This is a genomic window from Planotetraspora sp. A-T 1434, from assembly GCF_025420585.1.
Taxonomy (GTDB): Bacteria; Actinomycetota; Actinomycetes; order Streptosporangiales; family Streptosporangiaceae; genus JAOEGB01.
On the sequence record NZ_JAOEGB010000002.1, the window covers coordinates 1 to 26,129 of the forward strand.

The window sequence follows — 26,129 nt, forward strand, 5'->3', positions numbered from 1 at the left end:
CAGCCTGTGTAACACGACGAGCCCTTCAGAGCACGGAAGACCCCGGCGAGGCGCATCCGCGAAGTGGATGCGCCTCTTTCCGAAGCCGACCTGGCCCAAGCCGCTCCGGCCCGACTCGGCCTGTCGTTGCCCGAGAAGAGGAGCACTGCGGCGCCCGGAGCCCAAAACAACGAATAGCTTGCCCTGATCTACCCGAGTTGAGTCAGCTGGACGGTAGCGAGGTGGCCCGGCGGCTGAGGTTCGTGCCGACCTGAGTGCGGCCGGGCGTGGACGGTGACTCCTCGATCCGCGTCTCCTCCACGCGGAGCCGGGGGATGGTCTCCGGGTACTTCTCGCGGATGAACGTGACGAGGTGCTCGCGGATGTCGCACCGCAGGTCCCAGGCGCTCGGCGAGTCGGCGGCGCTCATCAGCGCGCGCAGCTCGACGAGCCCGGCCGGTGTGATGTCGGTGACCTGGAGGGTCCAATCCTTCTGGTCCCAGAGCGGGTTGGCCCGCAGAGCGTGGTAGAGCTCCGTGCGGAGCTCCTCGACCGGGACGGACCAGTCCACGCGGAGGTAGACGCTGCCGAGGATCCGGCTCTCGTGCCGCGTCCAGTTCTCGAACGGGTTGGTGGTGAAGTAGGACACCGGGAGGATGAGCCGCCGCTCGTCCCACAGCCGGAGGGCCACGTAGGTGAGGGTCAGTTCCTCGATGCGGCCCCATTCGTCCTCGACGACGACCACGTCGTCGAGGCGGATCGCGTCGCTGAAGGCGAGCTGCAGCCCGGCCAGCATGTTGCCCAGCGTGGACTGGGCCGCGACACCGGCCACCACTCCGGCGATCCCGGCGGACGCCAGGAGCCCCGCCCCGAGGGCCCGCACCTGGGGGAAGGTGAACAGCATGGCGCCCAGGGCGACGATCACCACCACGGCCGCCGAGATCCGGCGGACCAAGGTGATCTGGGTGCGGATCCGGCGGGCCCGGCGGTTGCGCTCGCCCTGGACGTGCAGCAGGCGGTCCAGGACGACGTCGGTGACGGCGTAGGCCGCCTGGATGACGAGCCACGTCACGCAGGTGATCAGCAGCAGCGTGAACAGGTGCTGGAGAAGGCCGTGGGCCGCGGGCAGGGACATGTCCGGCGTGTAGACGGCGTTGGCGGTCACCAGCACGGCCGTGGCGAACCCCGGCCAGGTGCACCGGCGCACGACCGGGCCGGCGAGCGCCCATCGCTCCCCGATGAGTCGCGATTTCAGCACTCGCCTGATGAGCTCCACCGCGATGATCGCGGCGACGACGGCGATCGCCATGACTCCCCAATCCCACAGGGTGCCCCAATCCCACAGGGCTTCGGAATTCCACGCGGCCGACAGGACGGCGCCCCCCTTCGTCGTCATGGTGGTCCCTTTGCCCTCTTATGCGCCTTTAGAACGACTCGTCGAAGCTGACGTCCCCCTCGACGGCGACCTGATAGGCGGAGACCCTGCGCTCGAAGAAGTTCGCCAGCTCCTGGACGTCCTGGAGCTCCATGAAGGCGAACGGGTTGGCCGTGCCGTACCGGATGGGCAGGCCGAGCCGGGCGAGCCGCTGGTCGGCGACGTATTCGAGGTACTGCCGCATCTGCTCCGCGCTCATGCCGTGCAGCCCGTCGCCGCAGAGATCGCGGGCGAAGGCCAGCTCGGCGGCGACCGCCTCCTCGATCATCAGGGTGACCTGCTCGCCGAGGTCGTCGTCGAAGAGGCCGGGCTCCTCGCGCCGCACGGTGTCCACGACGTCGAAGGCGAACTCCATGTGCATGGACTCGTCGCGGAACACCCAGTTGGTCCCCGTGGCCAGGCCCCCGAGGAGGCCGCGGGAGCGGAGCCAGTAGACGTAGGCGAAGGCGCCGTAGAAGAACAGGCCCTCGATGCAGGCCGCGAAGCAGATCAGGTTGAGCAGGAACCGCCGCCGGTCGTCTCTCGTCAGGAGGCGGTCGAGCCCGTTGATCGAGTCGATCCACCGGAAGCAGAACTCGGCCTTGTCCCGGATCGAGGGGATGTGCTCCACGGCGGCGAACGCCTTGGCCCGCTCGTCGTGGTCGGGCAGGTAGGTGTCGAGGAGGGTCAGGTAGAACTGGACGTGCACCGCCTCCTCGAACAGCTGCCTGCTGAGATATAGCCGCGCCTCGGGGGCGTTGACGTGCTGGTAGAGGTTGAGCACGAGGTTGTTGGCCACGATCGAGTCACCGGTGGCGAAGAACGCCACGAGCCGGTTGATCAGATGCCGTTCGCCGTCGTTGAGCCTCGCCAGATCGGCCAGGTCGGAGTGGAGGTCCACCTCCTCCACGGTCCACGTGTTCCTGATCGCCGCGCGGAACCGCTCGTAGAACTCCGGATACCGCATGGGCCGCAAGGTCAGGTCCATTCCCGGATCGAGCAACATCATCTTTTCTCCCTTCCTCTGGAGGTGATCATGCACAGGTTCCCGCGCATCCGGCATGACCTGCGCCGACCCCAATCGTGATCATGCAGAGAGTCCCGACCATGCAGGTCTACCGGCGCACATGCCGTACGCGATCATGCACTGCCGGGGAGCTGCATGATCACGAATGGGGCAACCCCAGCGCACCCGGCGTTCGCGGGAAGGCGCGCATGATCACGCGCATGGTTGGCGCAGGTCAGCCGACCTTCGCGGGAATGTCTGCATGATCACGCGGAGTTATTGGCACGCTTCGCAGGTCTCGGGGTTTTCGAGGGAACAGGCGATCGCCTCGGCCTCGACGGCCGGCACGGACACCGTCGTCTGGGCGATCCGCGTCGCGGGGCGCGAACGGAGGTAATAGGTCGTCTTCAGGCCCGACCGCCACGCGTAGGCGTACATCGACGAGAGCTTGCCGATCGTCGGGGTGGCCATGAAGAGGTTCAGCGACTGCGCCTGGTCGATGTACGGCTGCCGCGCCGCGGCCAGGTCGATGAGCGCCTTCTGCGGCAGCTCCCAGGCGGTCCGGTAGAGCGCCCGCAGCTCCTCCGGGATGCCGGGGATGTCCCGCACGGAGCCGTCCGCCCGCTTGATGGCGTCGCGCATGGCCTGGGTCCACAGCCCCCGGGCCTGGAGGTCACGGACGAGATAGCGGTTGACCTGGAGGAACTCTCCGGACAGGGTCTCCCGCTTGAAGACGTTCGACACCTGCGGCTCGATGCACTCGTAGCAGCCGGCGATGGACGCGATCGTGGCCGTCGGCGCGATGGCGATCATGAGCGAGTTCCGCAGGCCGGTCTCGGCGATCCTGGCCCGCAGCGCGGCCCACTCGCCGGGATGCCGCGGCGCGCAGGGGTAGTGGTCCAGGTGGAGCACGCCGTCCGAGGCCCGGGTCTCCTCGTAGGACGGATGGCGCCCCCGCTCCGCCGCCAGATCGGCCGACGTGCCGTACGCCGCGAGCGCGATCTCCTCGGCGATCCTCGTCGACAGCGCCAGCGCCTCCGGCGAGTCGAACGGCAGGCGCAGCGCGAAGAACACGTCCGCCAGGCCCATCACGCCGAGACCGATGGGGCGCCACCTCCGGTTGGCGTCCTCGGCCTGCGGCGTGGGATAGAAGCCCAGGTCGATCGTCCGGTCAAGGAACCGTACGGCGGTGCGCACTGTGGCGCGGAGCCGCGCCCAGTCGAGATCCCCCGCGGTGAGGTGCGCGGCGAGGTTGACCGAGCCGAGGTTGCACACGGCCGTCTCGGCGTCGCTCGTCACCTCGAGGATCTCGGTGCAGAGGTTGGACAGGTGGATGACGTTGCGCGGCAGCGCGGTCTGGTTCGAGGTGCGGTTGGCGGCGTCCTTGAAGGTCATCCAGCCATTGCCGGTCTGGGCGAGCGTCCGCATCATCCGGGCGTACAGCGCCCGCGCGGAGACCTGCCGGACGAACCGCCCGGAGTCCTCCAGCTCGCGATATTTCCGGTCGAAGTCGGCGCCCCACAGGTCGGTCAGCTCGGGCGCCTCCTTGGGGTCGAACAGCGACCACACCCCGTCGGCCTCGACCCGGCGCATGAACTCGTCCGGCACCCAGTTGGCCAGGTTGAGGTTGTGCGTGCGCCGGGCGTCCTCGCCCGTGTTGTCCCGCAGTTCCAGGAACTCCTCGATGTCCGCGTGCCAGGTCTCCAGGTAGACGCAGGCCGCGCCCTTGCGACGGCCGCCCTGGTTCACCGCCGCGACCGAGGCGTCCAGGGTCCGCAGCCAGGGCACGATGCCGTTGGAGAGCCCGTTCGTGCCCCGGATGAGGGAGCCCCGCGACCGGACCCGGGTCCACGAGACGCCGATCCCGCCCGCGTACTTCGACAGCCGCGCCACCTGGGCGTACCTCTCGTAGATGCCCTCCAGCTCGTCGCGCGGCGAGTCGAGCAGGAAGCACGACGAGAGCTGCTGCCTGCGCGCGCCCGAGTTGAACAGCGTGGGCGAGCTGGGGAGATACGCCAGCGTCGACATCAGGCGGTAGAGCTCCGCCGCCTCGCCCACCGAGGACGACAGCCCGCAGGCCACTCGCAGGAGGAAGTGCTGGGGCCGCTCCAGCACGCCACGCGTGACCGGGTGCCGCAGCAGGTAGCGGTCGTAGACCGTCCGCAGGCCGAAGTACTCGAACCGGCCGTCCGCCTCCGGGTCGATCAGCGCGTCGAGCTCCGCCGCGTTGGCCGCCACGAATCCGGCGATCCCGTCGTGCAGGAGTCCCGCCTCGTGCGTCGCGGCGACCGACTCCGAGAAGCTCCGCACCCCGTGCGCGGCCACCTCGTCCGCGATCAGGCTGCCCAGCAGCCGAGCCGCGACCTTGGAGTTCTCCGGGTCGGTGACGACGCCGGCCGCCGCCTCCTCGATCGCCAGCCACCGGCTCTGCCGCGGATCCGCGATCGTCGTCTGTGTCACGTGCTCTCCCTCGCGAACTCAAGGGCATCGTGAGACGGGCACACCTCGGCACGAGCACGGCGGCGCCGTGCCGTACCGCGGCGGACCCTCCCGCGAGGCCCGGCGGAGTGCGCGCGAGCTCCGCGCGCACGTCGCCGGCAGGTCTTCGGACTCGCGGGCATCCGGTACGGCTCTCGCCTTCCGGTCCTACTGGCCGTCGCTTCCCAGGCGCGTCTCATCGCGCCCAGTGCTCGGTTGACGGCGGTCGTTCCCGCTCACCGCTGCGGGGCAGTCCCGGACTCGCACCGGGTTCCCTCTTGCCTCACCCTGAGGTGAACCAGCAACGTGTGGATCCTACATCTAGTGCCATGCGACGCAACAACCCCTACAGGTTGTGTCCGTCACATCAGCCCCAGGTCGCCGAGAACCTGCTTGGTACGGCCGGCCTCGTTGGTGAGCCACTGCCGGAAGTCGTCCCCGGCGAGGCACATCGGCGTCCAGCCGTTACGGGCGCACGCCCGCCGCCAGGAGGGCGAGCCGTCCACGGCCCGGCAGAGATCGAGCAGCGCGTCGCGCTCCCGGTCTCGCAGCGTGCCGGGGCCGAGCAGGCCGAACCAGTTGGCGTAGACGAGGCGCACCCCGGATTCGACCAGGGTCGGCGCGTCCACCCCGGCCAGGCGCTCCGGCGACGAGACGGCCAGCGGCCGGAGCCGCCCGGCCCGGATGTGCCGGGCGACCTCCCCGTGGCCGCCGAACCCGATCGACGCCCGGCCGTCCAGCATCGCGGCGACCGCCTGAGGGCAGTCTCCGAAGGAGGTGTAGTGAAGCAGCCGCAGGTCCACGCCGAGCCCCTGGGCGGTCAGTCCGTAGAGCAGGTGGTCGGCCCCGCCCGGGGCCCCGCCCGCGACCTTGGGCCCGGACGGGTCGCGGAGCAGCGCGGCGGCGAAGTCGTCGAACGTCCGGAACCGGGAGTCCGGCGAGGTGACGAGCACCTCCCACTGGCCGGCCAGCCGGGCGAGGGGCGACGCGCCGACGGCGAAGGGCCGGGCTCGGTCCATCGCCGCGACGGCGATGAGGGCGGGATCCGCGACCATCAGGTCGCCCCGGCGCCCCGCCGCGACGAACCGCGCGACGGACGGCGTCCCGCTCCCGCCGTCGCTCTGCCGGCTCCTGATGTCCACCCTGCGCGCCCACTTGCGGCCCTCTATGAACGCCTTCAGCTCGCGGGCGAAGCCGTCGCACAGGTTGCCGGCGGACCCCGGGACGACGAGGGAGATGTCACCCTGCAAGGGCGGGCCGTCCGTCCCGCACCCGGCCGCGAGGGCCGCCACGCCCGCCCCCAGCACGAGAACCGCACGGCGTCGCACGTCGGCACCCTCCCCCAGAAGCCCCCGATACGGACAGAGTACGACTAATTACGCCATGTGACCATATTTCCGGCTTTTGGGATCTTTCAGGACCTAGGGCTCACTCCACGGTGACGCTCTTGGCCAGGTTGCGGGGCCGGTCGACGTCGCGGCCGAGGGCCACGGCGGCGTGGTAGGCGAAGAGCTGCAGCGGGATCGTGAGCAGGATCGGGTCGAGCTCGTTCTCGTTCTTCGGGACCACGACGCAGTCGTCCGCCGCGTCGGCGGTCCGGTGACCGACCATCAGGATGCGCCCGTGCCGGGCCCGGATCTCCCCGAGCGTGGTCAGGTTCTTGTCGAGCAGCTCGTCGTCCGGGACGATCGCGACCGTCGGAAGCTCGGGACTGATGAGCGCGAGCGGGCCGTGCTTGAGCTCGCTCGCCGGATACGCCTCCGCGTGGACGTACGAGATCTCCTTGAGCTTCTGGGCGCCCTCGCGTGCCACCGGGTAGCCCCTGACCCGGCCGACGAACATCATGCCGGGCGCGTCGGCGTACTTCATCGCGAGCGCCCTGATCTGCTCCTCCTGGGTGAGGATCTCCTTGATCTGCTCGGGCAGCTTCCTGAGCCCCTCGCAGATCCGCCTGCCGTCGGCCGGGGACAGGTCCCTGACACGGCCCAGGTGGAGCGCGAGCAGCGCGAACGCGACCGTGGTCGAGGTGAACGCCTTGGTCGAGGCGACCGAGACCTCGGGGCCCGCGTGGAGGTAGACGCCGCCGTCGCACTCGCGGGCGATCGCGCTGCCGACCGTGTTGACGATGCCGAGCACCCGGCCGCCCTTGCGCTTGAGCTCCTGGACGGCCGCGAGCGTGTCGTAGGTCTCCCCCGACTGGCTGATCGCGACATACAGCGTGTCGGGCTCGACCACCGGGCTGCGGTAGCGGAACTCCGACGCCGGCTCCGCGTCGGCGGGGATGCGGGCCAGCTCCTCGATGAGCTGGGCGCCGATCTGGCCCGAGTAGTAGGCCGAGCCGCAGCCGATGATCTTCACGCGGCGGAACGAGCGGGACTCGCGCGGGTCCATGTTGAGCCCGCCGAGGTGGGCGATGTGGAACCGGTCGTCGACGCGGCCGCGCAGCGTGCGGGCGACCGTGTCGGGCTGCTCGGAGATCTCCTTGAGGAGATAGTGCTCGTAGCCGCCGTTGTCGTAGTGGCCGGCGTCCCAGTCGACGGTGAACGGCTCCTTCGCGGTCTCCCGCGCGTCGCTCGTGAACGTGTGGAAGCCGTCCGCCTTGAGGACCGCGAGCTCGCCGTCCTCCAGGTGGACGACCTGCCGGGTGTAGCGGATCAGCGCGGCGACGTCGGACGCCGCGAACATCTCCTTCTCGCCGATGCCGAGGACGATCGGGCTGCCGTTGCGGGCGACCACAATCTCGCCGGGGCGCTGCGCGTCCACGACCGCGATGCCGTACGTGCCGACGACGCTCTTCAGCGCCCTGCGGACCGCCTCCTCCAGCGACTCGGTCTCCCTGACGGTGCGCCCGATCAGGTGGGAGAGGACCTCGGTGTCGGTCTCGCTGTCGAAGACGACCCCGTCGGCCTCCAGGCGGCGGCGCAGCTCGTCGGCGTTCTCGATGATGCCGTTGTGGACGACCGCGATGCGCTGCTCGTGGTCGAGGTGGGGGTGTGCGTTGACGTCGCTCGGGGCCCCGTGCGTGGCCCAGCGGGTGTGCCCAATGCCGAGCGTGCCCTTGAACCGGGACGGTACGGCTGCCGCCAGGTCGGCCACCCGGCCCTTGACCTTGCGCGTCCTCAGGCTCTTGGAGTTGACGACGGCGAGGCCCGCCGAGTCGTAGCCGCGGTACTCAAGGCGCTGGAGGCCTTCGAGCAGGATGGGCGCCGCGTCCTGTGGCCCGACGTAAGCGACGATTCCGCACATATCCGCTCCTATCCGTAAACGATCCGGCGGAGCTGGCGCAGGGACAGCTCCGGTGCCGCGACACGCCTTCCCGAAAGCTCGGCGGAGATCCTTGGAAAGATCTCGTCGTTGGTGAACCCCCTCAACTTGAGCTCGCCATGGCGCCGCCGCACGTACTCGTCGACGGGCTCGGCGAAGTACGCCAGAACGTCGGCGACCACACGTGCCGCCTCACCGGGGCCGAGCATGGTGGTCCTGGTGAGATGACCGATCAGATCTTCAAAGGGATGCCGTGCCGTGGACACAGACCAGGACCCTAACGCAGCGTGGACGCCGATTATCAAGTTTCTTGCCCGTATTCGGGCAGGAACAGACGCGAAGTGATGCCACCCCCCGGTATGGAAGCACGCGTTCTTCCGGAGCGGATCTTGGTCTGCTCGTTGCCGGGAGCGGACCGCACGGGCGTTAGAGTGGTCGAGCACCTGGTGGAGTGGCCGAGAGGCGAGGCAGCGGCCTGCAAAGCCGCGTACACGGGTTCAAATCCCGTCTCCACCTCTGACGGACCGGCGCGGGCACACTGCCGGATCCGCTAAAGTAAGTCATGCGTCGCCGGGGATTCACCCGGACGACAACGCGGAAGTGGCTCAGTGGTAGAGCATCACCTTGCCAAGGTGAGGGTCGCGGGTTCGAATCCCGTCTTCCGCTCGCAGTACGAGCACGACCGCACGGACGATTAGCTCAGCGGGAGAGCGCTTCCCTGACACGGAAGAGGTCACTGGTTCAATCCCAGTATCGTCCACTCAAGAAGTCCCAGGTCAACGGCCTGGGACTTTCTGCTTTCCAGGTCGTCGACCAAGGACGTCCTAGGCAAGACGTCCTAGGGAAACGGTCAGACCGGCTTGTCCCGCTCGATCAGATTCCGTAAGGCGCGGCCGAGTCTCGCCTGCCGGGCCTCCGCCCGGCGCTTATTCGATTGATCTCCTTATGCGCATCTGCCCAGAATGCCGACCATGACGTCGATGCCATCCAACGGATTCGCGCCGGAGATCCTCGACTACTACCTTCAGGGCCGCGAGGACGGCCGCCTCCGGAGCGGCAGGAACAGGCTGGAGTTCTGGCGCACCCAGGACGTACTGCGCCGCCTCCTGCCGCCGGCCATCAGGTCGAGCTGATCGATCCGGTTCCGCTCCACGTCCAGCAGGCTTCCCGGCTGCCCGGCGTCACGGCCCGGCTCGGTGACGCCCGGCGCCTCGACGTCCCGGACTCCTCAGTCGACGTCGTCCTGCTGCTCGGCCCGCTCTACCACCTGATCGACCGTACCGACCGGATCACCGCGCTGACCGAGGCCCGGCGGGCGGTACGTCCGGACGGTCTCGTCGTCACCGCCACCATCGCCCGCTGGGCCGCCGTCCACGACATGATCCGTCTGGGCCGCTACCAGGATGAGCAGGTGCGGCAGGCGGCCGACCAGTCGGCCCACACCGGCGTCCTGCCTGGCAACGGCGACGTCGGGTTCACCACCGCCTACTTCCACGACCCCCAGGAAGTCCTCGGCGAGTTCGCCGAGGCCGGACTGCCCGGCGCCACGCAATACGCCCTCGAAGGAGTCTTCGCCCTGTACGCCGAGGACTGGCTCGACGACCCCGCACGACGCACCCTGCTGCTCGACGTGGCCCGCCGTACCGAGAACGACCCCGCTCAACTCGGCTTCGGCCATGTGCTGACCACGGCGCGTACGTGAAGAGCAAGTGCCATAACAACCGTCGGTCGCTCATACGGTCATTTGAGCAATCAGCGGCGGCGGAAAACAGATATGCCGTTCCTATCTACGCCAACTTCAGGCGGGGTCGGGGAGTTCGGGGCGGGGGCGGCGGATGGGGGTCGCCGTGGCGGACAGGGCGATGGCCAGGCAGCCGATCCCGGCCGCCAGGCACACGGCCGCCACGCTGTAACGGCCGGCCGCCCAGGTGAGCAGGGCCGCGCCGAGCGGCCCCAGGGCCGAGTGAACGGTCCAGAACGCCGACGTGACCCGTCCCAGCAGGTGGTCGGGGGTGACCTCCTGCCGTAAGGACATGGAGGCGATCCCGGCCGCGCCCGTGGAGAAGAGATAGGCCGTCGCCAGCACCGCGACCATGGGGACGTTCGCGGCGAGCCCGAGGAAGGAGAGGGCGAGCCCGCACAGCGCGTAGGACCCGATCCAGGCCACGCCGAACCCGAGCGTCCTGCGGACCGGCGATATGAGGAGAGCGGCCGCGACGGTCCCGGTCGTCGCCACCGCCAGCACATACCCGGCGACGTTGTCGGGCTGCCCGAGGTCGTGCTTGAGGTGGTAGATCAGCACGTCCGGCAGGCCGTAGGTGACGAAGGTGAGGAACGACAGCAGCACGGTCAGGGCCCGCAGGACCGGATGCCGCCACAGGAACCGCGCACCCACCAGGAAGTCCCGCCACACCGTCGCGGGCGCGGCCGGCGTGACCCTCACGCGCGGGCGGACGAAGCAGAGGCCGACGGCCGAGACGGCGAAACTTCCCGCGTCTATCGCGATCGCGGCGGCGGGGCCGAACGCCGCCGAGACCAGCCCGCCGAGCGCGGGCCCCGCGACGCTCGCCACTGCGTAGGACCCGTAGAGACGGCTGTTGGCCGCCATGATCTGGCCTTCGTCGACGAGCGCGGGCACCACGGCTACGTACGTGACCTGGAAGACCATGCCGATGGCGGCGCCGAGCGGCACGACGACATAGATCAGCCACACCTGCGGGGCGAACACCCACGCGAGCGGTATGAGCGCGTACAGCAGCGCCCGGCCGGCGTCGCAGACGATCAGGAGACGCCGCCGGTTCACCCGGTCGGCCAGCACCCCGGCGAAGATCCCCGCGACGATCGCCGCCGCGCCTGCGAGACCCGTCACGAGGCCCATCTGCACGACGGAGCCCGTCGCGTGGAAGACGAGCAGCGGCAGCGCCACCGCCGAGAAGGAGTCGCCCACGACCGAGAGGGTCTGCGCGCCCAGGAACACGGTGAAGCCGCGGTTCCCCCACAAGGAGCGGGAGGACGCCCTCGCGGTCGGCCCTGAGGTGTCCCCCGAGGTGTTCTCCGCCAACGGCCCCCGTCCCCGTCCCCATGGAGAGATCTTCCCGGCCACACCGTAGGCGCGCCTCGCCGGGCGGCACAACGGCTGTTCGCTACCAGGTGACGCCCTGACTGAAGGCCAGGCGCCATATCAGGATGCGACGACGAGGGCCTGCGGGGCGACGTGTCTCATTCTGGTGCGAAGCCACAGCAACTGAACGGCGGTGTCTCCCCCGCAGTGGCGCACGACCTCCAGCAGTTCCTCGTCCCGGGCGCCCTGGGCCCCCTGCGCGACGATCGACCAGGCGATCTCGCATTCGGTCGCCAGGAGGTAGAGGTCGTGCAGGTCGCGCAGCAGCCCGAGACCGCCGGGCCGCGTGCCCGAGAAGAGCGCGGAGTGCAGCCGCTCGGGCTCCTCGCAGGCCCCGGCCGAGTAACGCCGGACGAACGGCTCCAGCCGCCTCGCCTGCTCCCCGCACTGTACGGCCAGGCACTCGCAGACGCCGTACATGTCGGGCTCGTGCGGGTGGCCGCGCCTGATCTCGCGGAACGCCTCGGCCAGCGCGTTCTGGGAACGGTGGAGCAGCCGCAGGTAGTGGGCGAGGTGCATCGGTCACACCTCCTCTAGGCGTTCGGAACCCTCAAGGGACCCGAGGTCCTCCGCCATGCCTCCTGCCCCGGCGTTCACGCCGGACACCTTCGTGACCCGGACGGCGGCGACGTTGAAGATCGGCTGTTTGGACACCGGGTCCCAGCCCGTGACCGTCAACTCGTCCGCTGCCCGCGCCATGCCGGGGTCGAACGGCATGAAGACGACGCCGGGCCGTGTTCCGCGCACACGGGCGGGCGCCTCCAGGGCCGAGTGCCGCGACTCCACCCGCACGAGGTCGCCGTCGCCGATACCCAGCGCGGCGGCGTCTTGGGAGTTCACCTCCACCCAGGGCTCCCGGGCCGCGTCGCCGGGCTCGGGCGCCGGGGCCGGAGCCGGGAACAGGCAGACGGCCCGGCCGGTGACGAACAGCAGCGGATAGCCCTCCCCCGTCACCTCGGCGGAGGGCCGGTAGTCGGCCGCGTGGAGGAAGGCGCGGCCGCGCGGGTCCTTCGCGCGGTAGCGTTCCGTGCCCCACTCGGCGCCCGTTGCCAGGTCGTACCCGTACGTCTGGCACTCGGACGGGTCGGTGGCGAACAGCCCCCCGGCGTACAGGCGCTCGGTGCCGTGCGGCGTCGACGGCGTGCAGGGCCACTGGATGCCGCTGCCGCCGCGCAGCCGGTCGTAGGTGATGCCGGTGTAGTCGCACGGGCGGCCCTTCGAGCAGGCCTTCCACGCCTCGAACGCCGACTCGGGGTCGTGCCATCGGATCAGCGGCGCGCCGTCCCTGTCGCAGAAGTCCATCCGGTGGGCGTAGTCGAGGAAGATGTCGAGGTCGGGGCGGGCGTCGCCGGGCGGCTCCACGGCTTTCTCGCAGATGTGCACCGTGCGGTCGGCGCTGGTGAGGGTGCCGAGCTTCTCCCCCCACGTCGCGGCCGGGAGCACCACGTCGGCGAGCCGCGCGGTCTCGGTCAGGAACAGGTCCTGGACGACGACGAACAGGTCCTCCCCGGCGAGGGTCCGGCGGACCCTGTCGAGGTGCGGGAGCGAGGCCGCCGGGTCGGCCGCCGCGATCCACAGCAGGTTGATGGAGCCCTGCTCGGCGTACCGGAAGATCTGCAGGGCGTGGGTCGGCGGCCCCCAGACGGGGTCGACGTTCCAGAGCGCCCCGAGGTCGCGCACGTGCTCGGGGTTCTCCCAGTTGCGCATTCCGGGGAGGTCGCCCCCCGTGCCGGTCTCCCGCGCGTTGTGCGCGGACGGCTGCCCCGCCATCTGGAAGACGCCGGCCCCCGGCCGGCCGAGCATGCCGCGCAGCAGGTGGAGGTTGTTCACCTGGCACGCGGCGGCGGTCCCCTGGTTGGATTGGTAGAAGCCGCGCAGCACGCTCGACACCAGCCGCTCGCACGAGCCGAGGATCTCGGCGGCCTGCTCGATCAGCCCCGCGGGGACGGCGCAGATGTCGGCGGCCCGCTTGGCGGGATAGGCCTCCACGACCCGGCACAGCTCCGCGAAGCCGAGGGTGTGGTTCCCGACGTAGGCGGCGTCGTACCGGTTGTTCGCGATCAGCTCGTGGAGGAGGGCGTTCATCAGCGCCACGTTCGTGCCGGGACGGACGGCCAGGTGCACGTCGGCCTCCCGCGCCGGCGGCGTGTCGTCCGGATCGACGGCGATCATCACGGGCGGCCGTGGCCCGTGGCGGCGGTCGAGCATCCGCTCCCACAGCACCGTGTGGGTGCCGGCCACGTTGTGGCCCCACAGCGCGATCGTGTCGCAGTGGTCGATGTCCGTGAAGGAGCCGGGCTGCCCGTCGGCCCCGAAGCTGGCCTTCAGCGCGGCGGCCGCGGTCGCCGCGCAGACGCGGGTGTTGCCGTCCAGGTGCGGCGTGCCGATCCCGGCCCTGGCCAGGACGGCGAGGGTGTAGTGCTCCTCGAGGAACAGCCGCCCGCTGGTGTAGAAGCCGAACCGGCCCCAGCCTCCGGGCGCGTCGAGCAACTCCTTCGAGCGGGCGACGACCCGCCCCATGGCGGTGTCCCAGTCGGTCTCCACCAGCTCGCCGCCCTCCCTGACCAGCGGGCGGGTCAGCCGGGCCCGTTCCCCCCGGCCGGCTCCCGGGGGCCGGCCGTACGTCTCCCTCGGGTCGAGCCGGCCGTGGTTGATCCGGTCGGCGGCCCTGCCGCGCAGCCCCACGAGACGGCCGTCCCTGACCGCGAAGTCGAGCGCGTCGCCTCCGGAGTGCAGGAAGGAGACGCCCTGCACCCACCCGTCGGCGTCGGCCTCGGTGAGGCCGTCGTCGAGTAACGTGTCCACTCTCACGGGCCAGGGACTGCCGAGGCCCAGCTCGGCGGGCAGCGCGTCCCGGAGGCGTCCCGGCAAGGCCGCGGCCAGCCGTTCCACCCCGCCGGGAGGTCCGTACGGCGTACGCCGCCCCCAGGGGTCGGCGATCGGGTCCGGCACCTGGCACCTCCCCGGTCACATGGTGTGAACGACGCTCCCCGTACCCCGCGGCGCACCCCTGGGCACGGAAGCCGACCGAACTGACGGGTTTCTTTTCGGATACTTTCCATGGCGAGTTAATGCCTTTGTACGCATCATGTACGGCGCTTGATCTGTAAAGTACGTTTACTGATGGATGTAGGCGCGGCTGAGTGAGGGCGTCAGTGTGGGTCCCACGCCTCTCGTAGGACGGCAGAACGCGCTGTCCGCGCTGGGGAGCGTCCTGGCCGCGAGCCTCCGAGACGGCTTCCAGTTCGTCACCCTGGTCGGCGACCCGGGAGCCGGCAAGACCCGGCTCCTCGGCGAGCTGGTGACGATGGCCGGCGAGCGGGGCTTCACCACGCTGTGGGGCCGCGCCGCCGAGTTCGAGCAGGTCATGCCGTTCAGCGCGCTGGTCGACGCACTCGACGACCACCTCGACGCGCGGCGTCAGGACATCGTCGACTCGGTCGGGGCCGCCCAGGCGGGCCTGCTGGCCGGTGTCTTCCCCGCGCTGGCGACCGGGGAGGAGCGTCCGGTGGCCGACCGCAGCGGCCTGGTCCGCTACCGGCTCTACCGCGCGCTGCGGCAGATGGTGGACCTGCTGGCCGGGCCGTCGGGGCTCGTGCTGATCCTTGACGACGTCCACTGGGCCGACGACAGCTCGATGGAGTTCCTCGACCACATCATCCGGCACCCGCCGGCGAGGCCGGTGCTCGTGGCGGCCGCCTACCGCCCGGCCCAGGCCCCGCCGCGCCTGGCCACCCTCGCCACGACGGCCGCCTCGCGCGGCCACGAGGTCGTCGTCGGACCGCTGGGCCCGGCCGAGGTCGAGGAGTTCCTCGGGCCGGCCGTGAGCCGCCCCCGGAGCCGAGCGCTCTACGAGGCGAGCGCGGGAAACCCGTTCTACCTTGAGGCCCTGGCGCGGATGGGCGACACCGACGTGGCCGCGCTGCCGCCCACGGTGCTGGCCGCGCTCCAGGTCGAGCTGGGCGACCTCTCCCCCGACGCTCTGCTGGTCGCGCAGGCCGCGGCGGTGGCGGCCGACGAGTTCGAGCCCTCCATGGCCGCCGTCGCCGCCGAGGTGCCCGCCCCGACCGCGCTGGCGGCGCTCGACGAGCTGGTGGAGCGCGACATCGTCCGGGCGAGCGGGGGCCGGTTCCGGTTCCGCCACCCGCTCGTACGGCGGGCCGCCTACGAGTCGGCGGCCGCGGGCTGGCGGCTGGCGGCCCACGCGCGGATCGCGGCCCACCTGGCGCGGCTCGGCGCCCCGGCCACCGTGCGGGCGCACCACGTGGAGCACTCCGGGTCCTTCGGCGACCTGGAGGCCGTCGGCGTGCTGGTCACGGCCGCCCGCGCGGTCACTACGCACGCGCCCGCGACCTCGGCCCACTGGCTGCAGGCGGCGCTGCGCCTGATGCCGGGCGACGCCGCGACGCGGGAGGAGCGCCTGGCGCTTCTCATGGAGCTGAGCTGGGCGCAGGGCGTCAGCGGCAGGCTGGCGGACGGGCGCGACACCGCCCGGGAGCTGCTGCGGCTGCTGCCGGAGGACGACTACCCCCGCCGGGCACGGGCGGCGCGGCTGTGCGCGCTGATGGAGCGGCAGCTCGACCGTCCGCACGAGGCCCGCGCGCTCCTGCTGGACGAGCTGAGCCGCATGCCGAACCCCCGGGCCGCGGCCGCGGTGCCGCTGCGGATGCGGCTGGTCGCCGAGAGCATGATGCGGGTCGACTTCCGGGCGGCCCAGGCGGTGCTCGACCTGATGCCGGACACGGCCGAGGACTGGGAGCCCGGCCTCGAGGTGGCGGTGGCCGCACTGCGGCCCATGCCGGCCTTCGCCGCCGGGCGGACGACCGAGGCGCTCGGCTACGCCGAGAGGGCCGACCGGCTGATCAACACTGCGCCCGACGACCATCTCTCCGAGTGGCTCGACGCCATCGCGTGGCTGTGCTGGGCGGAGACCAGCCTCGGCCGGTACGGCGACGCCCTCCGGCACTTCGACCGGGCGGCGGCCGTTGCCCGGTCGACCGGCCAGAGCTACATCCTGACCAACCTCCTCGCGGGCCGGGCCAGGACGCTGGTGACGATGGGACGGCTGGACGCGGCGATGGTCGCCGCGGAGGAGTCCGTCGAGGGCGCGCGGCTGCTCGACTCCGGCCAGCAGCTCGTCTTCGCGCTCACCCAGGTCTGCCTCGCCGCGTCATGGGCGGGCGACGACGACACGGCGATCGGCGCGGGGAACGAGGCGGTCCAGCGTGGAGTCGGCGGGGGCGAGGTCTGGGAGGCCACCGCCCGCTACGCCAGGGGCCAGGCGCTGATCAACGCCGGGCGGCTGGAGGAGGGCGCGGACGCCGTGCTCGACGCATGTAACGGGTTCGACTCGCCGCGGCTGGACCGGGCGACGCTCCTGCTGTCGTGTGAAACGCTGGCGCAGGTCGCGGCGGCGCGTGGCCATACGGTCGAGTCGATGGCGTGGGCGGCGCGGGCGGCCCAGCTCGACGACCCGGCGCTGCCCGCCTTCTCCGGGCTCGTGCCGCTCGCCCGGGCGCACGCGCTGCGCGCCAAGGAGCCCGCGTCCGCGGCGGCGGCCGCCGCCGAGGCGGCGGAACTGCTGGCCGCCGCCGATCGGCGGCTCGACGCGGGCCGGGCGCTGCTCGTCGCCGGGCTGGCCCATCAGGAGGCGGCCGACAAGACGCGGGCCAGGGAGCGGCTCAAGGCCGCCGCCGATGTCTTCGGCACCTGCGGGGCGGGCAACCTCAAGACGCAGGCCGAGCGCGCGCTTCGCCGCCTCGGCGTCCGCGTGACCGCCGGCGGGGACGCCTCGCGGCTCGGGCTGTCGCCCCGCGAGATGGAGGTGGCCCAGCTCGTCGCGGACGGCCTGACGAACCAGCAGGTCGCGCAGCGGCTGTTCCTCAGCGTGCGGACGGTCGAGACGCATCTGTCCCGCATCTTCGCCAAGCTCGAGGTGTCCTCCCGGGTGGGCGTGGCCACCGCGCTCAGCCGCCGTGACTGAAGAGGCGGCAGGACACAGCGGGACATGTACGGGTTTTCCACGATGGTGCCGCCGCTGCAGGGATTGAGATCGTTGCCCCGGGAGGGCGAACAGATGGAACACCGAATACCCCGGTTCACGCTCGACGGCGTGCGGGACGCCGAGGTGTCGGTCCATCCGTTCGCCACCGAGGACGGGCTCGGACTCACGCTGACCCGGTTCCGCCGGGCCGGCTTTCCGGCGGTGGGGTCGCCGGACGACGTCGTGCTGCTCGTCCACGGCCTGACCTCGTCGAGCGACATGTTCATCATGCCGGAGCACCTCAACCTGGTCAGGTTCCTGCACGACAGCGGGTTCGGCGACGTGTGGGCGCTCGATTTCCGGATGAGCAACCGGTTCCCGTACAACGTCGAGACGCGCAGGCACACGCTGGACGACATCGCCCAGTACGACCACCCGGCAGCACTGCGTGAACTCCGCCGCCACGTGGGGGCGCGGCGGATTCACGTGGTGGCCCACTGCCTCGGGTCGGTGTCGTTCCACATGAGCCTGTTCTCCGGCGCGGTCGACGGGATCGCGAGCCTGGTCGCCAACAGCGTGGGGCTGACGCCCCGGGTGCACCGCTGGGCCAGGCTCAAGCTCGCCGCCGGGCCCGTGCTGCTCGAGTACGGCACGGGCCTGCCGTACCTGGACCCGCGGTTCAGGGACGCGCCGCCGTTCACCCGGCGGTGGCTGCTGGCGCGGGCCGTCTCGCTGTTCCACCCGGAGTGCGGCGAGGCGGCCTGCCACATGCAGAGCTTCATGTGGGGCAGCGGCAGGCCCGCGATGTACCGGCACGGCAACCTGCGGCCGGAGACCCATGTCCATGAGAGGCTGGCCGACCTGAACGGCGCCTGCGACGTGAACTACTACCGGCACGTCCGCAAGATGGTGGCGGCTGGGCGCGTGGTGAAGTTCGACCCGGCCGAGCCGCGGCACGCCGCCCTGCCGGACGACTACCTGGTGAACGCCGCCGACGTCGACACGCCGATCCTCTACCTGACCGGCGACCACAACGACGTCTTCACCGACTCCAATATCGTCTGCCACGAGGTCATGTCGAAGGCCGCGCCGGGGCGGCACGAGCTGCGGGTCCTTCCCGGTTACGGGCACATCGACCCGCTGATCGGCAAGGACGCCCACATGGACGTGTTCCCACACATCCTCGACTTCCTCAAGCGGCACTGAGAACGGCGGGGGCATGGAACACGTCGACGTGGTCGTGGTCGGCTCGGGGTTCGGCGGCGCGGTGACGGCCTACCGGCTCGCCGAGGCCGGGCTGTCCGTGGTGGTGCTGGAGCGGGGCAGGCCGTACGCGCCGGGCTCGTTCCCGCGCGGCCCCGCCCAGCTCGGCCAGGCCTTCTGGGACCCGGACGAGGGCCTGTACGGCATGTTCGACGTCTGGAGCTTCCGCGACTGCGACTCCGTGGTGTCGAGCGGCCTCGGCGGGGGCTCGCTCATCTACGCGAACGTGCTGCTCCGCAAGGACGAGGAATGGTTCGTCCACGAGGAGGCCATGCCGGGCGGCGGCTACGAGTCGTGGCCGGTCGGGCGGGCCGACCTCGATCCGCACTACGACGCGGTCGAGCGCATGATCGGCGTCTCGCCGTACCCGCTGGACCGGCCGGCCTACGGCGACACCCTCAAGACCCTCGCCATGCGGGACGCGGCCGCCGAGCTGGGGCTGGACTGGCGGCTGCCGCCGCTGGCGATCAGCTTCGCGCCGTCCCCCGGAGCGGAGCCGGGTCCGGGCCTGCCGATCGCCGATCCCGAGTACGGCAGCGCGCACGGCGTGCCCCGCCGTACGTGCCGGTTGTGCGGGGAGTGCGACATCGGCTGCAACGACGGCGCGAAGAACAGCCTGGACCACACCTACCTGGCGGCGGCCCGGCGCGGCGGCGCGGACCTGCGCACGCTGCACGAGGTGCGGGCCATCCGGCCGAGCGTGGGCGGGGGCTACGACGTCGACTACGTCGAGCACATGCCCCCCGGGCCGAGGCGGACGGGCCCGCACACGATCAGCTGCGACCGCCTCGTCCTCGCGGCCGGCACGTACGGAACGTCGCACCTGCTGCTGCGCGACCGGGAGGCGTTCCCCGGCCTGAGCGGGACGCTGGGGACGCGGTTCTCCGGGAACGGCGACCTGCTCGCGTTCCTGCTCAGGGCGAGGGACCGCACCCGGACGCGGCCCATCAACGCCAGCCGGGGGCCGGTCATCACGAGCGCCATCCGGCTGCCGGACGGCGCCGACGGCCGGGGGGCCTACATCGAGGAGGGCGGCTACCCCGCGTTCGTCGACTACCTGGTCGAGGGCGCCGACCTGGGGAGCGAGCTCGGCCGGGCGGCGAGGTTCGTGCTCGAACGGCTGCGCGGCCTGCTGACGCACGACACCAACCTGTCGGCGGAGATGGCCGGGCTGATGGGCAGGGGCGAGCTGTCGGGCAGCTCGCTGCCGCTGCTCGGCATGGGCAGGGACGTTCCGGACGGGGAGTTGCGGCTGCGCGACGGGCGCCTCGACGTGGTGTGGAACGCCGGGACGAGCGAGGAGTACTTCGACCGGCTGCGCGCCACCATGCGGCGGATCAGCCACGTGCTCGGGGCGGACTACGCCGACAGCCCGTCGTGGCGGCGCAAGAGGGTCATGACCGTGCATCCGCTGGGCGGGGCGCCGATGGGCCGCCACTCCGGTGAGGGCGTGTGCGACGCCTACGGCGAGGTCTTCGGCTTCCCCGGCCTCTACATCGCCGACGGCGCGGCCCTGCCCGGCCCGGTGGGCGCCAATCCGGCGCTCACGATCGCCGCGCTGGCCGACCGCATGTGCACCCGCATGCTGGAGAGCCGGGAATCCGCCGCCCCGTCCGCCCCGATGTCCGTTGCGGTCTCCTCCCCCGTGTCCTCCCCCGTGCCCTCCCCCGTGTCCGCCGTCGCCTCGGCGTTCGTTTCAGGGGAACGCACGTCCCTGTGGTTCGCCGAGGAGATGCGGGGCTCGCTCGGCGGCGACTTCGCGTTCCGGCTCACCATCACGGCCGACGACGTCCACCGTTTCCTCTCCGAGCCCGAGCACCAGGCCCGGGCCGAGGGATGGATAGACGCCGCGATCTGCGGGGGCCGGCGTCCGGTCGCGCGGGGCTGGTTCAACCTCTTCGTGCCGGGCGGGGCGCCCGGCCGCAGGGAGATGCGCTACCGGCTGCATTTCTGGGACGGGGACGACCGGCCGCTCACCCTCGCGGGGTGGAAGGACGTCCACCACGGGCCCCCGACGCGGCTGTGGCTGGACACCTCCACGCTGCACGCCCGGCTGCTGGAGGGGCACGTCGAGGAGGGCACGGAGGAGGCGGAGGAGAAGGTCATCGCCGAGGGGACGCTGCGCATCCTGCCGTCCGACCTCGTGAAGATGCTGACGACCTTCCGTACGGCCGGCCCGGACGGGGCCGCCGCGCTCGCCCGGTTCTGCCGGTTCTTCCTCGGCGAGCTGTGGGAGGTCTACCGGCCGCTCCAGGGGTCGTAGTCGACTTCGAGGGGCTCCTGGGCCGGGCGTTCGGCCTCGGGGACGTGCTGGAGGTTCACCCGGATCCGTGTCCACGCGGAGCTGCGGCCGCGCATGGAGTCGACCAGGACGTCGGCCGGTTCCAGCCGCCCGGCCACCTCGGGATGCCGGGCCTTCCACCGCTCGAACCCCGCCATGGCCTCGTCCCGTGTCTCGGCGCGGGCGATCTCGATCAGCGGCATGACGGGCTTGCGCCGTCCCTCGCCCTTGGGCGCCTGAGGACGCGGCTCCTGCGAATCGGCCAGCTCCAGCAGGGCCTCCAGCGAGCCCGCCTCGTCCTCCATGGCCGCCCAGGGGTCCCCGATCTCGGCGTACCGCTCCGGCACGCTGTCCATCGTGAACTCACTGGGCCGGCGGCGCTCCACCTCGTCCCACGTGAGCGGGGTGGAGACCAGGCCGGTGGGCCGTACGGAGTAGGCCGAGGCGACCGTGCGGTCCCGGGCGTTCTGGTTGTAGTCCACGAAGACGCCCTGGCGCTCCTCCTTCCACCACCGGCTGGTGGCGATCCCGGGCGCCCGGCGCTCGACCTCGCGGGCCACGGCCTCGGCGGCCCGCCGTACGTCGCGGAACGCCCAGCGCGCCTCGATCCGGGCGTAGACGTGGAAGCCGCGAGAGCCGGACGTCTTGGGCCAGGCGGTCAGCCCGTGCCGCTCCAGCACCTCCCTGGCCACGAACGCGACGCCGACGATCTGGTCCCACCCGACGCCGGGCACCGGGTCGAGGTCGATCCGGAGCTCGTCGGGGTGGTCGAGGTCCCCGGCGCGGACGGGATGCGGGTTCAGGTCCACGCAGCCGAGGTTCACCGTCCAGAGGAGGGCGGCGACATCGCGGATCACCACCTCGTCGGCCGTGCGGCCGGAGGGGTAGCTCAGCTCGGCGACCTCGATCCAGGCGGGCCGCTTCGACGGGGCCCGCTTCTGGAAGAACGCCTCCTGGTCCACCCCGTGGACGAAGCGCTTGAGGATGACCGGCCGGCCGTCCACTCCGCGCAGCGCCCCCTCGGCGACGGCCCGGTAGTAGGCGACGAGATCGCCCTTGGTGTGCCCGGTGCGCGGGAAGACCACCCTGTCAGGGTTGGTGATCCGCACTTCCCTGCCGTCGGCCTCCAGCGTCATGCCGCCACGATACGCCTGGACGTAAATAGGTCGGAGGTATTACGTCCGACCGTAAATCCGTAGCGTATTCCCGCCACTTGACTGGGTTGACTCATCGGATCTATCGAGCCTAATCTGAGCGAGCCGCGCAGGTCGCGGTGATGCGCGCGTGGACGCATGGCAGTTCTCACAGCACCTGGCAAGGCCGGTGATGGCGACAACCGGCCGCTCGGAACGGAGACTTCCTGTGTTACGACGCGCTTTAAAGGGCTGGGCGTGGCTGGCCGCGCTCATCGTCCTCGCCGCCACGGCGCTGGTGGTCAGCCCGGCCTCGGCCGCGGCCACCTTCAACGTCCGTGACTACGGCGCGGCGGGCAACGGCTCGACCAACGACACCGCCGCCATCAACAAGGCGATCACCGCGGCCAACAGCGCGGGCGGCGGCATCGTGCAGTTCCCGTCGGGGACCTACAAGTCCAGCAACACGATCCACCTGAAGAGCAACGTCACGATCCAGCTCGACTCGGGCTCCACGATCATGGGATCGAGCGCGGACACCTACGACGCGCCGGAGTCCAACCCGTACGACGCCTACCAGGACTACGGGCACAGCCACTTCCACAACGCGATGATCTACGGGGACCGTCTCACGAACATCGGGTTCACCGGATCGGGCACGATCGACGGCGGCGGCAACCTCATCACGGGCAACCCCAACTCCGGCGAGGCAGACAAGATCCTCTCGCTGACCAGGTGCGACGGCCTCACCCTGAACGGGGTCAAGTTCCGGCGCGGCGGCCACTTCGCGATCCTCACCAACAACTGCAACAACATCACGTCCGACCACCTGCGGATAGACACCGCCAGCGACCGCGACGGCTGGAACGTCATCAGCGCGCAGAACGTCACCGTCACCAACGCCGACATCGCGGCCAACGACGACGCCCTCGTGTTCAAGAGCGACTACGCGCTCGGGGCCAAGCTGCCGAACGGGCACGTGACGGTCACCGACTCGCACCTGTCGGCGCAGTGCTGCAACGCGCTGATGTTCGGCTCGGAGACCTGTGGCGACTTCACCGACTACCAGTTCTCCCGGATCAACATCACCGGCGCGCAGAAGTCGGGCCTCGGCCTGGTGTCCATGGACGGCGCGGTCATCACCGACGTCCACTACCACGACATCACCATGACCGGGGTCAGGTCGCCGATCATGCAGAAGGTCGGCACACGGAAACGATGCGGGAACAGTCCGGGAGTGGGCCGCATCAGCAACATCACCTACGAGAACGTGACCGGTACCGGCGCCAGCCCGTCGTTCAGCCCGACGCTGTGGGGCGAGTCGGGGTCCAACCGGATCAGCGACGTCACCTTCACGAACGTCCACCTGACCGTGCCCGGCGGCAACGGCACGATGTCGACCGGCGTGCCGTCCAACGACCCGAACAACTACAACCCGAACAGCATCGGCACCCGGCCGGCCTACGGGTGGTACATCCACAACGCCAACAACATCACCTTCAATGACAGCTCGGTGGAGTTCGCGTCGAACGACGGCCGCCCGGCCGTGCTCGCCAACGCCGGCAGCTCGATCAGGTTCAACCACTTCACGGCCGAGCGGGGCACCAGCAGCCCGCACGACGTGGGCTTCCAATCCGTAACCGGCTACTGCGTGGCCGACAGCGCCAACACCACCGGCGGCGCGCTGCGGATCAGCAACACCAGCTCCACGGAGAACTGCCCGGCCACGGACGACTTCTCGCTGGGGGTCACCCCGTCGAGCCGTACGGTGACCGCGGGGTCGAGCACCACCTACACCGTCAACACGTCCGTGGTGTCCGGCTCCCCCGGGCCGGTCACGCTGAGCGCGAGCGGCCTCCCGGCCGGCGCCACCGCGACCTTCAGCCCCAACCCGGTCACTCCGGGGAGCAGCTCGACGCTGACGGTCGACACGACGGCGTCCACACCGGACGGCACGTCCACCCTGACCGTGACCGGCACCGGCTCGTCCGGCACACGCACCGCGACCGCCGGGCTCACCGTCGGCACCTCCGGCGGCGGCGGAACCACCGTCACGGCCGAGGCGGAGAGCGGCACGGTAACCGCGCCCATGCAGGTGGCGAGCGACGCGGCCGCGTGGGGCGGCCAGTACGTGACGGTCGCGTCGGGGAACAACAGCACCGGCTCCGCGCCGTCGAACGGCTCGACGGTGATCCCGTTCACCGTCTCGGCCGCCGGGACCTACCGGTTCTGGGGCCGGGTCATCGCGCCCGCCAACACCGATGACTCCTTCTGGGTCAAGGTCGACGGCGGATCGTGGGTCAACTGGAACGACATCACCCCGGGCGCGGCGTGGCACTGGGCGCAGGTCACCAACGACGCGGCCTCGGACGCGCCGATAACGGCCAGCCTCTCGGCGGGCTCCCACACGCTGACCGTCGCCTACCGCGAGGACGGCGCCAAGCTGGACCGCGTCCTGATCACCGATGACGCCAGCCTGGTTCCGGCCAACGACCCGCCGCCGGCGGGCACCCGCTACGAGGCGGAGAACGCGACGATCTCGCAGGGCGTCGTGGAATCCAACTGGGCGGGCTTCAGCGGCACCGGCTTCGTCAACCTGGACAACGTCGCGGGCAGCTACGTCGAGTGGACCGCCAACGCCGAAGCGGCGGGCACGGCGACGCTGAAGTTCCGCTTCGCCAACGGCACCACCGCCGACCGGCCGATGACCATCACGGTCAACGGCACCACGGCGGGCACCCTGACCTTCTCGCCCACCGGCGCGTGGACGACCTGGCAGACCGCGACCCTCACGGTCCCGCTGAACGCGGGCGCCAACGTCATCCGGGCCACCGGCAGCACGGCCACCAGCGGCCCCAACCTGGATTACCTGGAGATCTAACCCAGTCACCACCCCCGGCCCGGGCGGAATCCCCCTTCCCCGTCCGCAAGCCCCCGGGCCGGGGCCTCCCGCCTCCGGCGTGATCATGCACGGATTCCCGGATACAGGCAATGACCTGCGAAACCACCAGTCGTGATCATGCACAGCGAACCGTCAGAGTGATCCACTGAGATAGCGCTCGGCCAGCTCGCAGGCGCCCCGGGTGTATCCGGCGCCGAGCCCGCGGGCGAACTCCACCCCCGTATGGGAGCCGATCCAGGCGACCAGCAGGAGGCGGCGGAACATGACGAAGGTCCAGATCTCGTCCTCGTCGTCCTTCGGTAGATCCAGGACGGTCCGGTAGCCGCGGAGCCAGGAGTCGATCATCTGGGGCACCTGGGGATGATGTTCGATGAAGCTGACGGCCGCGCCGAAATCGTAGAGGTACCACCCCAGGCCGCAGTCGTCGAAGTCGATGACGCTCGTGCCGGCCTGGCCGTCCACGAGCAGGTTGGCCAGGCGCAGGTCGGCGTGGATCAGGCCGTAGCGCTCCCGCCCCTTGCCGAACCGCCCCAGCCGGTCGCGCAACGTCGCCTCCAGCCGGGTCAGTACGGCATGGGCCTCCTTGTCGACACCGGCCCCATCCTGCCACCTCCCCCACCGGGCGATCGGGCCAAAGGCGGCGTCGCAGTCCCAGTGGAACCGGGTGAACGCGGACGGGCGGGCCCATTCGCGGGCGTGCCGGTGCATGCGCGCGGTGAGCGCGCCGAGCGGCTCGAAGTGCTCGGCGAGCCGTTCCTCGGCGGGCTCGCCGCCGGGGAGGAACTCGAACATCACGCAGGCGCGCGGCTCGGCCCCCGGATCCTCCACAGCGACCACCCTCGACCCGTCGCGGGCGGGAATAACGGCGGGGGTCCTGATCCCCGCCTCCGCGCGCAGCGCCTCCAGCCAGTCGAGTTCGGAGACGATGGCGTCGAGTGTGTGGTAGCCGAGGCGGTGGACCCGCAGGATCGTGCGGGAGCCGGAGTCCTCGACCGCGAAGGTGGCGTTCTCCGACACGCTGATCAGCGTCACGGCGGCATGCGGCGAGAGGTCGTACCGCCGCAGGGCGCGGCGGGCGGCTTCCTCCACCCGGGCGAGCACGCCGGGTCCCCCGGACAGGTCGTGGACCTCCATGCGTCCTCCTTCAGTGGGGCGCGAGGCCGTCCAAGACCAGGGGGAAGAGGTGCTCATGCCGGGCGAGCACTGCTCCGCGTGTTCGGATCACCGCCCCGGACTTTACCGAAGGAGCGGCGACGCCGGAAGCGACGATCGCGCGGCGCACGCGTCCGGCGGCACACCAAGCGA

18 protein-coding genes, 3 tRNA genes, 1 pseudogene and 1 riboswitch are annotated in these 26,129 nt (G+C 71.0%); of the genes and pseudogenes, 10 read left to right on the plus strand and 12 right to left on the minus strand.

From position 1 onward, the window contains the following. Nucleotides 1-202 precede the first annotated feature (202 nt). The 6 genes from N5079_RS03390 to N5079_RS03415 form a co-directional block, all read right to left on the minus strand. Nucleotides 203-1,375, minus strand: a complete 1,173-nt coding sequence (locus N5079_RS03390) for a mechanosensitive ion channel family protein (RefSeq protein ID WP_261581882.1) — start codon at nt 1,373-1,375, stop codon at nt 203-205. A 28-nt stretch (nt 1,376-1,403) separates the two neighbouring features. Further along, nucleotides 1,404-2,402: a ribonucleotide-diphosphate reductase subunit beta gene (locus N5079_RS03395; protein WP_261581883.1), complete on the minus strand. Its 999-nt coding sequence runs from the start codon at nt 2,400-2,402 to the stop codon at nt 1,404-1,406. Nucleotides 2,403-2,675: 273 nt separating this feature from the next. Continuing rightward, complete coding sequence (locus tag N5079_RS03400; protein ID WP_261581884.1) at nt 2,676-4,859, minus strand: ribonucleoside-diphosphate reductase subunit alpha; 2,184 nt, start codon at nt 4,857-4,859, stop codon at nt 2,676-2,678. 118 nt (nt 4,860-4,977) lie between these two features. Then, a riboswitch (cobalamin riboswitch) is annotated at nt 4,978-5,195 on the minus strand. 44 nt (nt 5,196-5,239) lie between these two features. Continuing rightward, nucleotides 5,240-6,205 carry a tripartite tricarboxylate transporter substrate-binding protein gene (locus N5079_RS03405; RefSeq protein WP_261581885.1) on the minus strand — a complete coding sequence of 322 codons (966 nt, stop codon included), beginning with the start codon at nt 6,203-6,205 and terminating at the stop codon, nt 5,240-5,242. 100 nt (nt 6,206-6,305) lie between these two features. Beyond that, nucleotides 6,306-8,123, minus strand: a complete 1,818-nt coding sequence (gene glmS, locus N5079_RS03410) for a glutamine--fructose-6-phosphate transaminase (isomerizing) (protein ID WP_261581886.1) — start codon at nt 8,121-8,123, stop codon at nt 6,306-6,308. An 8-nt stretch (nt 8,124-8,131) separates the two neighbouring features. After that, a complete protein-coding gene (locus N5079_RS03415) occupies nt 8,132-8,350 on the minus strand; it encodes a hypothetical protein (RefSeq protein ID WP_315967784.1) in 219 nt (72 codons plus the stop codon). A gap of 236 nt (nt 8,351-8,586) precedes the next feature. Between N5079_RS03415 and N5079_RS03420 the strand changes: the two genes are divergently transcribed. The 5 genes and pseudogenes from N5079_RS03420 to N5079_RS35445 all read left to right on the plus strand — a co-directional run. Further along, nucleotides 8,587-8,657: transfer RNA gene (locus N5079_RS03420), tRNA-Cys, on the plus strand. A 78-nt stretch (nt 8,658-8,735) separates the two neighbouring features. Continuing rightward, nucleotides 8,736-8,807 (plus strand) — tRNA-Gly (locus tag N5079_RS03425). A gap of 22 nt (nt 8,808-8,829) precedes the next feature. After that, nucleotides 8,830-8,901, plus strand: a tRNA-Val gene (locus N5079_RS03430). Nucleotides 8,902-9,112: 211 nt separating this feature from the next. Beyond that, complete coding sequence (locus tag N5079_RS03435; RefSeq protein WP_261581889.1) at nt 9,113-9,274, plus strand: hypothetical protein; 162 nt, start codon at nt 9,113-9,115, stop codon at nt 9,272-9,274. 38 nt (nt 9,275-9,312) lie between these two features. Next, nucleotides 9,313-9,423, plus strand: a pseudogene (locus N5079_RS35445) (hypothetical protein); the annotation flags it as partial. Here the strand turns inward: N5079_RS35445 and N5079_RS03440 are convergent. Further along, nucleotides 9,370-9,516: a hypothetical protein gene (locus tag N5079_RS03440; protein WP_261581890.1), complete on the minus strand. Its 147-nt coding sequence runs from the start codon at nt 9,514-9,516 to the stop codon at nt 9,370-9,372. The pseudogene N5079_RS35445 and the gene N5079_RS03440 sit on opposite strands and share 54 nt — an antisense overlap. Before the next feature lie 3 nt (nt 9,517-9,519). Between N5079_RS03440 and N5079_RS03445 the strand changes: the two genes are divergently transcribed. Continuing rightward, on the plus strand, nt 9,520-9,843 hold the full coding sequence (locus N5079_RS03445; protein ID WP_261581891.1) for a hypothetical protein: 324 nt from the start codon (nt 9,520-9,522) through the stop codon (nt 9,841-9,843). 96 nt (nt 9,844-9,939) lie between these two features. Here N5079_RS03445 and N5079_RS03450 read toward each other — a convergent pair whose 3' ends face one another. From N5079_RS03450 to N5079_RS03460, 3 genes are all read right to left on the minus strand, one after another. Beyond that, a complete protein-coding gene (locus N5079_RS03450) occupies nt 9,940-11,202 on the minus strand; it encodes an MFS transporter (RefSeq protein WP_261581892.1) in 1,263 nt (420 codons plus the stop codon). Between the two features lie 120 nt (nt 11,203-11,322). Beyond that, a complete protein-coding gene (locus tag N5079_RS03455) occupies nt 11,323-11,781 on the minus strand; it encodes a hypothetical protein (protein ID WP_261581893.1) in 459 nt (152 codons plus the stop codon). Between the two features lie 3 nt (nt 11,782-11,784). Continuing rightward, nucleotides 11,785-14,214 (minus strand): molybdopterin oxidoreductase family protein, encoded by a 2,430-nt coding sequence (locus N5079_RS03460; RefSeq protein WP_261581894.1) that lies wholly within the window; start codon nt 14,212-14,214, stop codon nt 11,785-11,787. Between the two features lie 205 nt (nt 14,215-14,419). Here N5079_RS03460 and N5079_RS03465 point away from each other — a divergent pair, with 205 nt between their 5' ends. From N5079_RS03465 to N5079_RS03475, 3 genes are all read left to right on the plus strand, one after another. After that, nucleotides 14,420-17,245, plus strand: coding sequence for an ATP-binding protein (locus N5079_RS03465; RefSeq protein ID WP_261581895.1), 2,826 nt, complete (start codon nt 14,420-14,422; stop codon nt 17,243-17,245). Between the two features lie 93 nt (nt 17,246-17,338). Continuing rightward, nucleotides 17,339-18,451: an alpha/beta fold hydrolase gene (locus tag N5079_RS03470; RefSeq protein WP_261581896.1), complete on the plus strand. Its 1,113-nt coding sequence runs from the start codon at nt 17,339-17,341 to the stop codon at nt 18,449-18,451. 13 nt (nt 18,452-18,464) lie between these two features. Further along, nucleotides 18,465-20,771 (plus strand): FAD-dependent oxidoreductase, encoded by a 2,307-nt coding sequence (locus N5079_RS03475; protein WP_261581897.1) that lies wholly within the window; start codon nt 18,465-18,467, stop codon nt 20,769-20,771. On the opposite strand, the gene ligD is transcribed toward N5079_RS03475, so the two are convergent. Then, nucleotides 20,747-21,925, minus strand: coding sequence for a non-homologous end-joining DNA ligase (ligD, locus tag N5079_RS03480; protein WP_261581898.1), 1,179 nt, complete (start codon nt 21,923-21,925; stop codon nt 20,747-20,749). The genes N5079_RS03475 and ligD overlap by 25 nt on opposite strands. Nucleotides 21,926-22,151: 226 nt before the next feature. Between ligD and N5079_RS03485 the strand changes: the two genes are divergently transcribed. Further along, nucleotides 22,152-24,803 (plus strand): glycosyl hydrolase family 28 protein, encoded by a 2,652-nt coding sequence (locus tag N5079_RS03485; protein ID WP_261581899.1) that lies wholly within the window; start codon nt 22,152-22,154, stop codon nt 24,801-24,803. A gap of 153 nt (nt 24,804-24,956) precedes the next feature. Here N5079_RS03485 and N5079_RS03490 read toward each other — a convergent pair whose 3' ends face one another. Next, the gene (locus tag N5079_RS03490) at nt 24,957-25,958 is read right to left on the minus strand and encodes a phosphotransferase enzyme family protein (RefSeq protein ID WP_261581900.1); all 1,002 of its coding nucleotides are present in this window, start codon (nt 25,956-25,958) and stop codon (nt 24,957-24,959) included. Nucleotides 25,959-26,129: the final 171 nt, after the last annotated feature.

Excerpts from the sequence above, each read along its gene's own strand:
- N5079_RS03490 (WP_261581900.1), bottom strand. The coding sequence starts at position 25,958 with ATGGAGGTCCACGACCTGTCCGGGGGACCCGGCGTGCTCGCCCGGGTG.
- ligD (WP_261581898.1), bottom strand. The coding sequence starts at position 21,925 with ATGACGCTGGAGGCCGACGGCAGGGAAGTGCGGATCACCAACCCTGAC.
- glmS (WP_261581886.1), bottom strand. The coding sequence starts at position 8,123 with ATGTGCGGAATCGTCGCTTACGTCGGGCCACAGGACGCGGCGCCCATC.
- N5079_RS03395 (WP_261581883.1), bottom strand. The coding sequence starts at position 2,402 with ATGATGTTGCTCGATCCGGGAATGGACCTGACCTTGCGGCCCATGCGG.
- N5079_RS03475 (WP_261581897.1), top strand. The coding sequence starts at position 18,465 with ATGGAACACGTCGACGTGGTCGTGGTCGGCTCGGGGTTCGGCGGCGCG.
- N5079_RS03455 (WP_261581893.1), bottom strand. The coding sequence starts at position 11,781 with ATGCACCTCGCCCACTACCTGCGGCTGCTCCACCGTTCCCAGAACGCG.
- N5079_RS03435 (WP_261581889.1), top strand. The coding sequence starts at position 9,113 with ATGACGTCGATGCCATCCAACGGATTCGCGCCGGAGATCCTCGACTAC.
- N5079_RS03470 (WP_261581896.1), top strand. The coding sequence starts at position 17,339 with ATGGAACACCGAATACCCCGGTTCACGCTCGACGGCGTGCGGGACGCC.
- N5079_RS03415 (WP_315967784.1), bottom strand. The coding sequence starts at position 8,350 with ATGCTCGGCCCCGGTGAGGCGGCACGTGTGGTCGCCGACGTTCTGGCG.
- N5079_RS03390 (WP_261581882.1), bottom strand. The coding sequence starts at position 1,375 with ATGACGACGAAGGGGGGCGCCGTCCTGTCGGCCGCGTGGAATTCCGAA.
- N5079_RS03445 (WP_261581891.1), top strand. The coding sequence starts at position 9,520 with ATGATCCGTCTGGGCCGCTACCAGGATGAGCAGGTGCGGCAGGCGGCC.